The sequence below is a fragment of the Roseateles sp. P5_E1 genome (assembly GCF_054049335.1).
This window is the reverse complement of sequence record NZ_JBFUMN010000085.1, coordinates 1-14,830: the sequence shown is the minus strand read 5'-3', so window position 1 is coordinate 14,830 and position 14,830 is coordinate 1. Positions and strand designations below refer to the sequence as shown.

Sequence of the window (14,830 nt, the reverse complement as noted above, 5' to 3'; positions counted from 1 at the left end):
GGCTGGCGCCGCGAGCGCGCGCGCCGCGGCCCGCGCGCGAGGCCTTCTGGGTGCTGCCGGCGAACTTGGCGACCTCGGCGGCGGCCTTGTCGAAGCTGGCGGTGTTGTTGAGGCGTTTGCGCAGGTCATTGAGCTTCTTGAACAGGTCGAGCTCGCGGAACAGCGTGTCGGGATGGAAGGAGTCCAGGTCGGAGAGCGGGATCTCGACCGGCGCGCCGTCGGTGCCCACTGGAAGGTTCAGCGTGATGTTCTGCTGGCCCAACCAGTCTTCGAGCGAATCGAATTCGACGGCGCGCGGCTTCCGGCGGGCCAACTCGTCGCCGGTGTCCAGGCGGCCGGCGGTGGCGCCGGCACCAAAGTCGCCGAGCAGCGCAATGCGGATCGGCCGCTTGGCGGCCCATGCAGGAGCGGGGGCCGAGAGTTGGCCGTAGTTGGGGGTCCAGTCGCTCATGGCGTCCTCAGTCCGGTTTGAAGAGCGCGGCGAAGGCCGCGCCTTGGGGCAGGGCGGGTTGCACGCTCGGGCCGGTGCCGGCATGCAGCCATAGGCTGCAGCCCTGTAGGCCATCCCAGGCGGCCTGGCTGAGCAAGGCGGCCAGTGCCGGCGGCAGGCCGTTGTCGGGCAGGGAGGTCGGAGGCGGAACATCGGCCAGGGCCGCATCCAGCGTCTCCGCACTCCAGTCGTCATGCAGCGCGTTGACGGCGATCTCCTCGATCTGGCCGGCCCACTGCCACAGCGCGGCAACTTGTGCGCCGTCGTTCGGGCGTGGCAGAGGCGGGCTGATGACGACCAGGGGGAAGTAGCGGCCCACCCGGTCTACCGAAGGGATCATCACGCCGACACGCAGACCTTCACCCGAGCCATCAGGCAAGGCACCAGGCAGCAGCGCGAATCGCCAGGCCGGGCTGGCGAGGTAGTCGTTCAGCCAGGTATCGGGCGCGTCCAGGCGCAACTGGTGCAGGCCGGCGGCCAGCCAGCCATCCCACTGCGCGATCCATTCCGGAGTCAGCCGGCGCGACGCGAAATCGCCGAGCGCCGGCAACTTGCCATACCAACCGGCAACGCCGCTCACAACGCCCCCGGGCAGCGAAACTGCTGCAGCTCGCGCAGCCGGAACGGATTGAAGACGCTGCTGGCCGTGACCTCCAGCCGGGCGCGGTGGCCGTCGAGGTTGATGACGACGACGAAGCGCTCCGGCTGTTGCGGCGAGCCCTGCACCTCGAAGCGGTCGAAGAGGCGGAACAGCGCCCAGGGGCCGTCGAAGGTGACGGGCGTGCCGCCCGGCTGGCCGCTGAGCTTGATCTGCGAACTCAGGCGCGCGCCGGGCCATTGCAGGCTGACGGCCTGGTTGCTGCCGGCGGTGAACTTGCTGACCTGGCCGTCGATGTCCAGCGTCAACTCCTTCAGGCCGTCGTTCAGCTCCAGCACGCGCACGTCGACGCGGAAGGCTGGCGACTTGCCGCCGCCGCGAAAGAACACCTCGCGCACGCGGGTGGCGCGCTGGAAGTCAGCCAGGGCCGCCGGCGACACCGGCTTCGCCCCATCACCCGTGGGCCGGAAGCTCCAGGGGTTGGTGCCGACATCGACCAGGGGGCTGAGCTTGCGCGTGAAGAAGTCGTCCATCATGCCGCCGGGGGCGAAGAACTGGCCGAAGTCCTCGGGCAGCACGTCGACCTTGGAGCCCTGTGCGACCGGATAGCGGCCGGCGATGGCGCGGCTGCAGAACTCGCTGACGGGCTGCAGTTCGCCGGTCAGGCTCTGGCGCTCCACCAGGCGGCTCTGGTTGTCGGCGGCTTCGGCCAGGGTCTCCAGCGCACCGCGCAGCGGCTCGGGCTGCTGGCCGGCGGCGGCCTTGAGCTTGCCGCCACCACCACCCGCCGGCGGCGGTGACTTGCTCTTCAAGGCTTCCTGCACGGCGCTGAGCTGCACATAGACCTCGTTGAACATCTTCATCACATCGTCCAGCGGCGGCGGTGTGCCAGTGACGAGGCGACGCAGCGCGGCGAAGTGGTCGTCGACGATCTTCTCCAGCGGGCCGTCGCGCGAGATCGACGTCGGTGCCTTGGCCTGGTTGCCGGCCAGGCGGGCCAGCTCGCCGCCTTTGGCAAAGACGGCATCGTCGGCACGCTTGTTCAGCTCCTTGTTGATGCTGTTGTCGTTGCTGACCGGGTCGATCAGCGTCGTCTCCTTGGACGCGGCGCGCAGGAAGGCGGCCAGCGGCGAATCCACCGCCGACACCAGCCGTGACACGGCAATGCCGCGGTCCAGGCCGTTGAGCTTCACGAGGCGCACGTCGGCCAGATACGCGTCCCAGACCTTGACGTACTCCTCCAGGTAGAGGCGGCGCACGCGCTCCACCAGCGTTTTGTCGGCCGCCTGCCGCTTGGCCGTGGCGGCGTTGGTGCCCAGCACCCAGGCCTCCTCGTCGGCGAGCTGCTTGGCGGTCTTGTCCACCGAGGTCTGGAAGGCCTTCTTGTAGCCGTCCTTGGTGAACATGCCCGGGATGCCCTGGGTCAGCGGCTGGCCGCTGGCACGCACGAAGACGTTAGGGCTCTGCGGGCCGGCCGCGGCCGCCACCGTGAAGGGCGGCAGGTCGCCGTCGATCTGGGCGCGGCGCAGGCGGCTGAAGATGCGGTACTCCAGCGGGTAGGCACCCAGCATCTCGCGCACGCTGGCCACCAGCGTCTTGTCCATCGGCTGGGCCACCTCGAAGGCGCCGCGCGACAGCAGGGCGTCGAGGTGGTTCTTCAGCAGCGCCACCTTCTCGGCGCCGAGGCTGCCTTCGAGGTTGGCGTCCCAGTCCAGGCCCACCCAGGCCTGCAGGCCCGGTGCGTCCAGATGCTCGGGCGTGTAGAGCATCAGATACGCCTTCAGCGACTCGTAGGCGAACTCCAGGTTGTCGCGGTTGGCGGTGCGCAGCCTCTCCTCCAGCCGCGCGGCGACGCGCGGTGCCAGGCCGCGCTGCAGCAGGCGGTGGTAGGACACCTGAGCGCCGGCGTCGAGCTTGTCGCCCTGGAAGAGGCCAAAGCCCAGGGACAGCGGCGGGTTGTCCAGCGCGAAGCCGGGCGGCTGGGCCGCGTCGCGGATGGCGGCCAGCGCCTCGGGCAGGGCCGAGGGGTCGCTGCCGCTGGTCGGCGGCAGGGCCTTGATGGTGTCCTGCAGGGCCGGCAGCTTGGCCTCGATGTCGGTGATGTAGCGCTGGTTGCCGAAGTAGCTGAAGCCCCAACCCACCAGCAGCGTCAGCGTGACGATGCCGAGAGTCACGAGGCCCGCCAGGCGCAGGCGCGCGCTGCGGCGCTCGACCTGGGCGTTCTGGCCCACCAGGCCTTGCTCGACGAACACGACCTTGCGCAGCAGGTGATTCAGGAAATAGCTGCGGCCCTTGGCCGCGGCGGGTGGCGTGAGGCGCCGTTCGACGCCGAAGGTGCGGGCCAGCGCGCCGAGCACGCGGTCGATGGGCGTGCCCTCCTGCGTGCCGCTGGTGAAGTAGACGCCGCGCAGGCGCGGGGCTTCGTCGAGCGCACCGCTGCCGCCGAAGACGGTCTCCAGGTAGCCGCCCAGCAGCCCCTTGAGCCCGCCGAACTGCTGCGGGAAGGCGAACAGGGTGGCGCGCTTGAGGGTGTCGCTCTCGGCTTCCATGCGTTCGATGAGGCGCTCGCGCAGGCGCTTCTCCAGCGACGCGAACTCGCTGCCGAAGTTGGCCAGCGTCTCCTCGCCGGGCGCCATGGACACCGGGAAACTGAAGCCGAAGACCTGGTCGCGTTCCTCCTTGCCCATGGGGCCGAAGGTCTCGTTGAAGCCGGCCAGCAGGTCGCACTTGGTGACCATCACATAGACCGGCGCGCGCACGCCCAGGCGCTGCTGCAGCTCCTGCATGCGGCCGCGCATGCGCGAGGCTTGTTCCTTGCGCTGGTCGGGCGGCAGGGCCAGCAGGTCCTGCACGCTGATGGTCAGCAACACGCCGTTGATGGGTCGGCGGGGCCGTGCCTTGCGCAGCAGGTCGAGGAAGGTGTTCCAGGCCGAGGCGTCGGTCTCCTTGTCGGAGTCCTGCGTGGCGTAGCGGCCGGCGGTGTCGATGAGCACGGCCTCGTCGCTGAACCACCACTCGCAGTTGCGCGTGCCACCCACGCCGCGCACGCTGGCCTGGCCGAGCTTCTCAGTCAGCGGGAAGTTGAGGCCTGCATTCAGCAGCGCCGTCGTCTTGCCCGAGCCCGGTGCGCCGACAAAGATGTACCAGGGCAGGTCGTACAGCGAGCTGCTGCCGAACAGGCCCTTCTTGGCGCCCGGCGCCTTCTTCAGCAGGCCCAGCGCCTGCGTGAAGCGCTCCTGCAGCACCACCTCTTCCTTGGCTGCAGCCGAAGGCCCGGAGCCCATGCCCTTGACGAGGGCGGCGTTGATGCGGCGGCGGCGCATCTGCGTCCACACCAGCCGCAGGCCGCCCAGCAGCCAGACGATGGCCAGGGCAATCCAGCGCGAGAGGCTGGTGTCCAGCGGCCGGTGCTCGCCGAAGGCGATCAGTGGGCCGACCCACCAGACCAGGGCCGAGATGACGAGCAGGCCGAACACGCCGAGCGTGACGGGGTGGAACAGGAAGGACAGGACTTTTTTCATGATCAGCGGTCCTGCACCATCAGCGTGACTTCGACGCGGCGGTTCTTGGCTCGACCGGCGGGAGTGGCGTTGTCGGCCACGGCCTCAGCATCGGCTCGCCCTTCGGCACGCAGCCGGCCGATCTCGACGCGCTCGGCCAGCAGGTTGCGGAAGGCCTCGGCGCGGGCCTGCGACAGATGCCAGTTGGACGGGAAGCGCAGCGAGCGGATGGGCTGGTTGTCGGTATGGCCGGTGATCTGCACCTGGCCCTTCATGCGCTGCAGCGCCTCGCCGATGCGCAGCACCAGCGGCCGCAGCTCCGATGACACCTCGGCGCTGCCGGGGTTGAACAGGCCATCGCCCTTGATGATGACGATGGAGCGGTCGGCCAGGTCATTGACCTGCACCAGGCCGGCCTTGACGTCGAGGTCCAACAGGCCGGCCAGGCGCGGCGCTGCGGGTGGCGGCGTGGGCGCGGCGACCGCGGCGGTCTTGACGTCGAAGCCGCGCAGCGTGGCGAACACCGAATCCGAGGCGCCGTTGATGCTGAAGCGCAAGCCGATGTAGACCAGCAGCAGCACCAGGGCCGTGGCGGCCCAGATCACCCACAGCGGCAGCTTCTGGCGCAGGCCACCCTCGCCGGGTTCGGCACCCTGCCAGCGAGGTGACAGCGCCGGGTCGGGGTTGAGGCCTTGGCGCAGCATCTGCGCCAGGCGGGCGCGCACGCCGTCGAGCTGGGCGCGGCCGTTGTCGACGACGCGGTAGCGGCCCTCGAAACCGAAGGCCAGGCAGACGTAGAGCAGCTCCAGCAGGTTGCGGTTGGCCGGCACGTTCTCGGCCAGCTTGGCCATCAGTGCGAAGACCTTCTCGCCGCCCCAGGATTCGTTGTGGAACTGCACCAGCAGGCTCTGCGCCGCCCAGGCGCCCGAGCCGCCCCAGGGCGTGCTGGCGGCGGACTCATCGAGCAGCGTGCACAGGATGTAGCGGCCGGCGATGACCTGTTCGTTGGGCAGGCCTTCGGCGCGCGCCTTGGCCTCGAAGGCGCGGATGCCTTCGGCCAGCGCCTCTTTCAGCCCGGCGGGGTTGGGATGCTGGGCGCTGTGGCGCACGCGCGGCGCGGCCGACAGCAGCGGCATGGCGGCGGCCACCAGCGGGTTGAGGCTGGCGGTGGTGAGTGCCTCCAGCGCCATCGGGGCCTCTTTCCCGATCGGGCCGGCGGGGATGCCGGTTGGCGCGTTGCCTGGGGCCGCGGCCGGCCGGACCGGCGGCTGGGGCGCCGTCGTCGCCGCTCGGCCCGCGCTGGGCTTGATGACGGTGCGGTCCTGCCCGAAGGCGGCGAAGGGGTCGTCGTTGTTGGGATCGCTCATCGCATCAACCGATCAATTCAAAACACAGCCACGGAGGCACAGAGACACAGAGGAATTCAGCTTCCTTCCGGCTTTTCTCTGTGCCTCTGTGTCTCTGTGGCTGTGTTCGTGTTTCATGGCGCGTCTCAAGCGCGGATGGCCCAGAACTCGAGTTCGAGCCCCGGGAACTCGCCGGCGATGTGCATGGCCAGGCCGCCCGAGCTTTCGAGCTGCTTCCACAGCTCGTTGCCGCGGGTCTCCAGCTCGAAGTAGTTGTGGCCCGCGTGATAGGGGATCTGGCGCGGCGCCACCGGCAGCGGGCGCAGCGTGACGCCGGGCAGTTGCAGGTTGACGAGGTCGCGGATGCGCTCGACCGGGCCGATCTTGACCTGGGTGGGGAAGCGCGCCCGCAGTGCGTCGCCGGGCAGCTGGGCCGACACGGCGAGCACGAAGGTGGCGCTGCGCTGCAACTGCACGTCCGGGATGAGGGCGACGCGCACGCCGTAGGCGCGGTCCTGCAGCTCGATGGGGATGGCGGTCTGCTCCATCACCATGGACAGGGACTGGCGCAGGTCGTCGATGACCGGGCGGAAGGTGGCGGCGAGGTCGTCGTGCACATACTCGGCGTATTGGGCCGGGCGGCGGCTGTCGCGGAAGGTGGCGAGGTCGCCGGCCAGCGTCAGGCAGTCGCTGTAAAGCCGCTCCGGGTGCAGCAGCGACACTGAGCGCAGGTGGTTGAACAGCGCCTGGTTGCGGTTGACGGCTTCCAGCAGCAGGAAGTCCGAGATCTCGCCGACACCGCCGCGGCCGGGGGCTGCCAGGCGGGCGGCCAGGGCCTCGCCGCGCTGGTTCAGCAGGCCGCAGAGTTCGCGCACATAACCGTCCAGCACCGGGTGGGCCGGCGCATGCAGCAGCGGCGGTACGAAGCTGGGGTCCAGCACGACGCGGTTGTCGGCACGGCGCTCGACGACGCRGGCCACGCCCAACGTGGCGTAGCCCTCACCAGCATCGCGTTGCAGCATCAGCCGCAGGTTGAGCCGGCCGATCTGCAAGGCGGCGTCGCGGTCGAGCTGGGAGTTGCTGTCGCCGACATTGACCTCGGCGGCCATGAAGCGCGGGCCCATGGCGCCGGCGGCCTGTTCGGCATCGGTCTCGACGACACCCGGGCGCTGCAGCGTGACGGCCAGCACGACGATCTCGTTGCGGGCGTCGGCAGGGATGTCCAGGGCCGCAGGCGCGGCGTCGCCGCCGGGCGCCGAGAAGGCCGTGCCGTCGGGCAGCAGGCCCTGGGCCGAAGCCAGGCCCACCTTGCCCAGTGTCAACGAGGCCTCGTCCAGGCTCAGGGCCCCGAAGCCCCAGGCATAGGCCACGGCCTGCTGCAGGCGTTGGCGCCACTGGTGCTCCCAGTGGCGGTCGTGCTGCTGGAAGTGCTGCGGCTGGAGGAACATGCCCTCCGTCCAGATCACTCGGTCACGCCAGGTCATGGATGGGATCGCCTCAATGGAGCAGAAAAACAGACGGTAAGCAGCCACGGCGGCCTGCGATCAGGCACTGAGTGACTGTGGGGCGCGCTTGGTTCCCCGCTCCATCGGGAACCAATCGGCAGCGACGGTCACTCAGACAGCGGTTCATTCCGCCACACGAGTACCGTCATGAAGAAGTTTCGCCCCCTCCTGATCCTTTCCTTGTGCGGTCTCACCCTGAGTGCGGCAGCCCAGACGCCGGAGATTCCCCCTCCGGCAGCATCCGCTGCCGACGCGGTCGACCTGGGCAAGACCGTGCCCACGGCAGAGTCCATCGCCGAAGGCCTGTTCCCTGACGACAAGTGCAAGGAACTGGAGGCTTCGGGCTTCAAGTGCATGGGCTTCAAGCCGGCCATCAAGTACTCGCTGCCGGCCACGGCCTTCAAGGTGGGCTCGGCCGAACTGCCGCCTGTGCTGAAGAAACAGCTCGACGTCTTCGCCGACGTGCTCAAGACCAAGAAGAACAGCGACCGCAAGGTGCGCGTCATCGGCCACGCCGACGCCTCGGGCACGCCGCAGGCCAATCAGGCCCTGTCCATCAAGCGAGCCGAGTCGGTGCGCGACTATCTCGTCGCCAAGGGCACCGATCCGGCCCTGCTCGTCATCGAGGGCGTGGGCTCCAAGGACCCGAAGAACCCCGCCAAGCCCAATGCCGACGAAAACCGGCGCGTCGAAATTGGGCGTAAATAAGAAGCCCCTCGTCCGGTCTCGCCGCGCTGAACGCGGGCGTGCCCAACCGGTCCCCCGAGGGGACGGCGATGCTTGCGGCATTGAGCCGCAAGCACATCGCCACACGGGCCGGCTCGGGAGCGGCCCAGCGCTCGGCCCAAAAAGAGAAAGCCGCCCGCGGGCGGCTTTTGCCATCGCGGCGACAGGGCTACGGAACCATCTCGGTCATCTGACCGGGTGACACGATGCTGACGACGCCGGCATAGGCGCACATCAGCTTGGAGGTGTTGTTCAGCACCGGCATATTGGCCAGCATGACGGTCGGGGCGCCTGGCACCCAGGGCGCGGGAAAGACCGGCACGCAGGGCATGGGCGTCAGCGTGAACACGCCCTGCGCCGCCGCCGTGGCGGCCGCGGTGGCTGCGGCGACCGTCGGGTTGGCCATGCTCTTGCACGGGCCGAAGGGCTGGATGTTCACCATGGGCTTGTTGTCCATGATGTTGGCCGCAAACTGGTTGCTGGTCTTCATCTTGTTCAGCGGCAGCACTTCCAGCGCGCTGGGCTTGGAGCCGAAGGTGCACATCAGCTGGGCACCCTTGCAGACGTGTTGAGGCATGACGGTCTCCTCAATCGGGCCTGAGCCAGAGGGCCAGGCCGGTGAAGTTGTCGTGGTTGGGCTTGTCGGCCGCGGCCAGCCGCACGCGCTGGCCGAGGTCGTTCAGCCAGGCTTGCGGCTCTGCCGCAAAGGACAGCGCGATGGCGATCTCGTCGTCGGTCAGCCATTCCCACAGGCCGTCGGTGCACAGCATCAGGGCCTCGCGACCCTCCAACGGCCAGGGTTGGGGCGCGACGCTGATGTGCAGATCCTCGCCCTGGGTGCCCAGGGCCGAGTAGAGCTCGCTGCGCTTGGGATGTACCCGAGCACCGGCCTCGTCAAGCAGGCCGCCGTCGATGAGGGACTGCACCAGGCTGTGGTCGCGCGTGCGCTGGGCGAGAACGCCATCGCGGAAGGCATAGAAGCGCGAGTCGCCGCAGTGGCCCCACAGCGCGGTGCGCTCCTGCAGGTCGATGGACAGCACGACCACCGTGGAATGCATATTGCGCAGCTGCGGGTTGGCGGCGCGCTGGGCGAGCAGCTCGCGGTTGGTGTCCGCCAGCAGGGCTTCCAGCGCCTGCGGGTGGTGGGCGGGCAGGCTGGCATAGCCCTGCAGCACATGGCTGACGGCGAGCTTGGACGCGATGTCGCCGCCGCCATGGCCGCCAGCGCCATCGGCCAGCACACAGCACAGGTAGCGCTCGGAATGCCAGTGGCCGCAGGCGTCCTCGTTGTAGTCGCGGCCGCCCTGTTCCGACATCAATGCGAGCTCGATTTGCACAAAGCTCCTTCAGGTGGTCTCAGTGGTCGCTGCAGAATTTTCCGGGCCGAGCGCTGGGCCGCTCCCGAGCCGGCCCGCCATGGCGATGTGCTTGCGGCTCAATGCCGCAAGCATCGCCGTCCCCTCGGGGGATCGGCCAAGTATTTCTTGGACGAGGGGCTTCATTCTTGTTGCTCAAGCGCGTCGAGCTGCGCTTCATAGGCGCGCAGGAACTCGCGCCCGAAGACCTGGTGGAAGTCGTCCGACAGTTCACCGGCGATCTGCTGGTATTCGTTCTGGAACACCGACCAGAGCTGGGCCTTGCGCGCCGCGGGCAGCAGGCTGGACAGCACCGACTTCTGCGTCAGCCGCGATTCCAGCTGGGCGGGGTCGAAGCGCTGCAGCAGGCCTTCGAGCGCCGCGCGCATGCCTGCCAGGAAGGCGAGCTGGTGAGCGCGCAGGTCGTCGAAGGCGTCGCGCAGGGCGCGATGGGGTTCGATGAAGCCGCGCACCGACGGCCCAAGCAGGTGGCCGAGCGCCACCTCGGCCGTGGGTGAGAACTTCAGCGGGTTGTTCTCCTTGGCGACGATCATGGTGGCCTCGGCGCGTACTTCGCGCTTCAGGGCCGCACGAGCGACCAGCAGATCCACCGTGCCGCGCGCCGACTCGTGGACGAGCTGGCCCAGCAACCGCATGAACTCGGGCGTGAGACCACCGGCCGGCAGGTTGGGAATCCCCAGGCCTTCACGGAAGGCGGCCAACAGGGCGGCTTGATCGGCGGGCATGCCTGGAGCCATGGGTGTGGGCTGGGCGACCGGTGCTGCCATGGCCGGCGGAGGGGGCGGCGGCATCAGCGGTGCGGCGGGCGCGGCCACGGGCGCGGCGGCTTCGGGCTTCTTGCCCGCCCGGATGATGGTGCGGCCCTCGCCGGCGCTGTCGTTCCAGGACACGACGGCGCCCGACAGCGTGCCGGATGGATCCAGGGCATTCAGCGCAGCCATGGAGGCGGCCGGCGGCCGGGGCCGCTGGCCCGTCGCTGTCGACGATGCCGGCGCGTTGGGCGCAATGAAAGGCCGGTTCAGCTCCGAGGTCGTGTCCGGCAGCGCCTGCCCGGCCGCGGCGGGCAGCATGCCCAGGGCCTGCATCGGGTCGGCATGGCCCGCCATATTGGGCTGGGCGACGGCCTCGCCGAGCAGGGATTGGGCCAGCGGGTTGTTGCTGGCGGGCGTGGGCGCGCCCAGGCCGAACAGCATGTCCAGCGAATCGCCGGCGGCACCGCGGCCGCTGCTGGCACCGGGCAGGTCGGGGATCAACGGTGCGGGCGCGCCGGCGCCCAGGTCCAGGCCAAGGGCACGTRCGCCGGCCGAAGGCGCCGGGGCGGCTGCCTGCCTGGGTGCGGCCACCGGCGCGAAGGGGTCCCAATCGGCCGGGATGCCACCCATCGCCGCGGGCGGTGGCGGTGCGGTGAAAGACGGCGCAGGCGCGGGCGGGGCGGGAGGGTTGGGGCCGCCGAAAAGGCCGAGCGGGTCGGCGGCCGCCACGTCACGGCGAATGCCGGGCTGGGTCAGGGCCGTGGCCGGCGCCATGCCGAAGAAGTCGGCAAAGGGGTCGGCCGCGGCGCCGCTGGGGTTGCCGGCTTCGACGACGAGGACATAGCCGCCGATCTGGATCTGGTCGCCCGGCTTGATGGCCGCCTCGCGGCCCTTGCCGAGCTGGACGCCGTTCACGCTGATGGCATTGCTGCCCTGGTCGACGATGCCGAAACCGCTGCTGGCGCGGAACAGCACGCGGGCGTGCACGCGCGAGATCGTGCGCTCGGGGTCGGGCAGCACCAGCTGGTTGGTGTCCGCGCGGCCGATGTCGCCGCCGAGTTCGTCGAACTGGGCGGACAGCGGCTGGCTCACAGGCAGCCCGTTGAAGGTGGTGACGTTGAGGCGAATCATGGTGACTGATTCTCAGCGCGGCATGGGTCTGCGACGACCCCTGCAAAGCGGGTATGGATGCTCATCTGAGCACATAAACCTTGCCTTCGATCAGGGTCAGCCGCAGCGGCCATGCGATGTTGCCGAGCGTTGCATCGTCGTTCTGGCTGCTGAGCACTGGGGCGCCCAGGGGATTGAGGCATTCCAGCAGGCGCCCGCCGGCCACCACGCGCAGCAGCAGGTTCTCCGTCATGGGCGGCTGCAGCGTCGCCAGAGCTCCCGCCTGCCAAAGCTGCTGCACCTGCTCGCGCAAGGCGGTGACGCCCTGGCCGGCAGGGCGCTGGTAGGCCTGGTCGACCTCCTCCAGCTTGAGGCGGCAGGCGGCGAGAAAGCTGTCAGGGTAGCCGCGTGAAAGGTCGAAAGCGAGGCGCTGCACGGCGGCGAGCACGGTCTGGCGGTCCTGCGGGCCGGGGTTGAGCACGGGGGCGTCCAGCCAGCGCCAGCGCGGGAAGCCAACCGGCAGCTCCAGGTCCTGGTGCACGACGGTGGGCGCCTCGAAGCCCTGACCCTCCTCGATGCCCCAGGCCACCTCGGCCAGCACGCGCACGGCCTCGTCGGCCAGGCTCTTGCCTTGGCGCAACAGCACGAGGCGGGCACGCGCCTGGGCGGCGCGCGCGGCCATGCGGGGCTGGGCGGGTGCGTTCGGCGCGGCCACGGCCTGCGCGATGGGCGGTGGCGCGACGACCAGCGTGATGCGGTTGCTGCCGTTTTGCAGGTATTCGTGCACCGTGACCGACTGGCTGCCCGCGCCGGCCGGCAGGCTCAGCACGGGCACGCCGTTGACGTGGACCTCGACGGGCTCGCCGCTGGTCTGGGCGTGGAGGCACATCAGGCGGTCCATGTCAGCGCCGCCCGGCCGCCCGAAGGCGCTGACGCGCCCCCTCGGGGGGCAGTGAATGGAATGAGCGTGGGGGCCTCATATCAGCCTCCACTCCAGTCGATGAGGGTCAGAGCCGGGATCAGCTCGCGCTGCTGGCGCTGCGCGCCGCCGAGCGGATCCTGGCGCAGCAGGCAGACGTTCACCGGCTCGATCGCCAGGCGGTAGAACCATTGCTGGCCGCGGCCGTCCGGGCGCGGGCGCAGGCCGCATTCGCCGACGACGGCGCCGCGCAGCGGCTCGGCCAACGGACCGGCCGACAGCAGGGCCGGCTGGCCGTTGGCGATGGCGTCGATGCTCAGCGAGAAGGGGTGGCGCCAGGTCGTCTTGGCCTGCTCCAACGCGGCACCGTCAGCGAGGCTCATGCGCCACTCGCTGCGGCCCTGGGCGCGCAGGCTGACACGGGCTCGGCTGCCGAGCCAGTCGAGTTCGCCGCTCAGGCGCAGGTCCAGCACCAGGGCGGCAAAGTCGATGGCGCCCTGCACGCGCAGCGCGACGGCGCCGTCTTTTTCGTGTTGCCACCCCCAGGTGATGCCGGCCTGGCCGACGAGGGGCGCCAGTTCGGCCTCCATGCGGCCGCTGCTGCCGGCCATGTGGCGAGACCAGGCGATGAAGAGTTTTTCGAGCCCGGCGCGGCTCAACGGCTGGAGCGTCTGCCAGGCCTTCAGCCAGGCCGGTGCAGGTTCGGTATGGCCATCGGCTTCGAGATGGCAGGCGGTACCTGCCGCGTTCAGCAGCGGGGCTTCGCCTTCGACGGGCCAGGCCTGGGCGGGCAGGGCGCCATGCCTGACTTCGACAAGGCGCTGCGTGGCGGCATGCACCTGCAGGCCGAGCTCGATGCGGCCCAGTGGCGCGCCCGCGTTGCGGATGCCGCAGCTGCTGATGCTGACGCTCTGCACATCGGGCGGCTCGCCGTGGGCGATGCCGGCGGGGCCGAGCTTGGGGTCGGGCGGCGGGCTGGGCGGCGCATGCAGCGTCAGGCTCAGGCGGGCGGTGTCGGCACCGCGCCAGGTCAGGCGGCCGGCGCCGGTTGCGTGCAGCACCTCGGGGTGGTGGGCATCACAGGTGGCTTCGGTGCTGACCGCGAGCTGCAGCCGCGCGCTCGCGCCGGCGCCCACGGCGCGGCTGAGCACCGGCAGCAGACGAGGCTCGCCGAGTGGCGCGGACAAGGTTTCTGGCTGCGGCGCCCAGGGCGCCAGGTCGACGCGCCGCCAGCTGCCGTCCTGGCCCTGGTAGGCCTGCAGCGGTTTGGGCTCGGCGACGGCGAAGGTGATGGCGGCGAGATCGCAGGCCTTGGGCCGGGGCGGCGGCGGCTGGTCGAGAAAGATGGCTCGGCCGCGCGCTGCACGGCCGAGCCCCGCTTCAACGGCGGCCAGGGCCTTGTCGTAGCCGGCGGGTGTCATCGCGTCGCCGGTTGGGGCGGCCTTGGCGGCGCGACGCACCAGTTCCTCGCGGGAGCGGTGGGTGAGCTGGTGCAGGCGCAGCGTCGGGCTCAGGGCCGGGTCGGCGGCGATGGCCGCAGCCCATTCAAAGCGCGGCTTGGCCTCGAAGCCCGCGCCCCACAGGCAGCACAGCGAGGCATAACGGGCCAGCTCGGCGACATGGCGCAAACCGATTTGCTGGGCATGCTCCAGCGCCACGTCGATGAAGGCTGGCCAGCGGGCGTGGAGCTGTTCGGCGACCTCGGGCCAGGCGCTGCCCAGCAGTTGCAGCAGCTCGCGCGAGTCGCGCTTGAGCTGCAGGGCCTCGACTTTTTCCAGCTGATCCGCGTTGAGTTGGAGCATCAGTTCACCCGCTCCCGGACTTGGCTGTCCAGCACGCCGTTCAGGCGCTGCCACCAGGTCCAGCGCTTCGCGGCCGGGCAGACAAGCTGCTGCCCGGCCGCGAAGAAGGCGTCGAGCTGCGACGGCGCGAGGCCGGGCAGCAGCAGGGCCAGCAGCTCGGGGTCCCACCAACGCCAGGGCCGGCGGCGGCCCTCGGGCGTGCGCACCTCCGCGAGGTCACGGCTGTGCTCGCGCATGGCGAGCAGCGGCCGGTTGGACGTCATCAGCACACCCCATCCCTCGAAGGCGGTGCAGGCTTCACCGAGCAACCAACGGGTGAGATCGGCCTCGGGTTGCAGCTCGACGATGTAGGCCGCCTGCGCGGCGGCCTCGGGCTTGAGGGCGCCGCGCTGCAGGCAGTCCCAGCCGACGGACTGCCCGGCCTGCAGCCGTTCCAGCAGGCCGGGGATGACACCACCGTCGACGACGGCATGCACGCGCCCGTCCGGCCGGTCCCACAGTGCTGATCGGATCTGGGCCGTGGCCAGAGCGGCAGCGTTCAAGCCGGCCCTCCGCCGCCCTCGGGACCTGCGGCGTCGTCGGGAGGTGGCGCGGCTGCGTCGGCGTTCTTGGCGTCGTCCTCGTTGTCCTCCGCCCCGCCACCGCCGCCGGCCGCGGCCGCGGCCAAGGCGGCCGCTGCGGCGCCTCCTGCGGCGAGGGCTGCGGC

The 14,830-nt window shown here is 70.3% G+C and carries 12 protein-coding genes; 1 reads left to right on the top strand and 11 read right to left on the bottom strand.

The annotated features are described in order from the left end of the window. The 5 genes from ACXJKJ_RS28810 to tssK all read right to left on the bottom strand — a co-directional run. Nucleotides 1-451: type VI secretion system contractile sheath small subunit (locus ACXJKJ_RS28810; protein WP_457394515.1), on the bottom strand; the 451-nt coding region annotated here is incomplete at its 3' end. Nucleotides 452-458: 7 nt separating this feature from the next. Further along, nucleotides 459-1,070: a type VI secretion system-associated protein TagF gene (gene tagF, locus ACXJKJ_RS28805; RefSeq protein ID WP_457394512.1), complete on the bottom strand. Its 612-nt coding sequence runs from the start codon at nt 1,068-1,070 to the stop codon at nt 459-461. After that, nucleotides 1,067-4,609, bottom strand: a complete 3,543-nt coding sequence (gene tssM / locus ACXJKJ_RS28800) for a type VI secretion system membrane subunit TssM (protein ID WP_457394510.1) — start codon at nt 4,607-4,609, stop codon at nt 1,067-1,069. The genes tagF and tssM overlap by 4 nt, the downstream gene beginning before the upstream one ends. A gap of 2 nt (nt 4,610-4,611) precedes the next feature. Next, a complete protein-coding gene (locus tag ACXJKJ_RS28795; protein WP_457394508.1) occupies nt 4,612-5,955 on the bottom strand; it encodes a DotU family type VI secretion system protein in 1,344 nt (447 codons plus the stop codon). Between the two features lie 125 nt (nt 5,956-6,080). Beyond that, nucleotides 6,081-7,418 carry a type VI secretion system baseplate subunit TssK gene (gene tssK / locus ACXJKJ_RS28790; protein ID WP_457394505.1) on the bottom strand — a complete coding sequence of 446 codons (1,338 nt, stop codon included), beginning with the start codon at nt 7,416-7,418 and terminating at the stop codon, nt 6,081-6,083. A gap of 168 nt (nt 7,419-7,586) precedes the next feature. Between tssK and ACXJKJ_RS28785 the strand changes: the two genes are divergently transcribed. After that, complete coding sequence (locus ACXJKJ_RS28785) at nt 7,587-8,147, top strand: OmpA family protein (RefSeq protein ID WP_457356286.1); 561 nt, start codon at nt 7,587-7,589, stop codon at nt 8,145-8,147. 187 nt (nt 8,148-8,334) lie between these two features. On the opposite strand, the gene ACXJKJ_RS28780 is transcribed toward ACXJKJ_RS28785, so the two are convergent. The 6 genes from ACXJKJ_RS28780 to ACXJKJ_RS28755 all read right to left on the bottom strand — a co-directional run bounded on the left by ACXJKJ_RS28780 (nt 8,335) and on the right by ACXJKJ_RS28755 (nt 14,666). Beyond that, nucleotides 8,335-8,742 carry a DUF4280 domain-containing protein gene (locus ACXJKJ_RS28780; protein WP_057297205.1) on the bottom strand — a complete coding sequence of 136 codons (408 nt, stop codon included), beginning with the start codon at nt 8,740-8,742 and terminating at the stop codon, nt 8,335-8,337. A gap of 10 nt (nt 8,743-8,752) precedes the next feature. After that, nucleotides 8,753-9,502: a PP2C family protein-serine/threonine phosphatase gene (locus tag ACXJKJ_RS28775; RefSeq protein WP_457356284.1), complete on the bottom strand. Its 750-nt coding sequence runs from the start codon at nt 9,500-9,502 to the stop codon at nt 8,753-8,755. Between the two features lie 161 nt (nt 9,503-9,663). Beyond that, a complete protein-coding gene (gene tagH, locus ACXJKJ_RS28770; RefSeq protein ID WP_457394502.1) occupies nt 9,664-11,424 on the bottom strand; it encodes a type VI secretion system-associated FHA domain protein TagH in 1,761 nt (586 codons plus the stop codon). 61 nt (nt 11,425-11,485) lie between these two features. Next, nucleotides 11,486-12,292, bottom strand: coding sequence for a hypothetical protein (locus ACXJKJ_RS28765; RefSeq protein WP_457356282.1), 807 nt, complete (start codon nt 12,290-12,292; stop codon nt 11,486-11,488). 92 nt (nt 12,293-12,384) lie between these two features. Continuing rightward, nucleotides 12,385-14,124 carry a hypothetical protein gene (locus ACXJKJ_RS28760; protein ID WP_457394500.1) on the bottom strand — a complete coding sequence of 580 codons (1,740 nt, stop codon included), beginning with the start codon at nt 14,122-14,124 and terminating at the stop codon, nt 12,385-12,387. After that, nucleotides 14,124-14,666 carry a DUF4123 domain-containing protein gene (locus tag ACXJKJ_RS28755; RefSeq protein ID WP_457356280.1) on the bottom strand — a complete coding sequence of 181 codons (543 nt, stop codon included), beginning with the start codon at nt 14,664-14,666 and terminating at the stop codon, nt 14,124-14,126. Before ACXJKJ_RS28755 ends, ACXJKJ_RS28760 begins: the two co-directional genes overlap by 1 nt. Nucleotides 14,667-14,830: the final 164 nt, after the last annotated feature.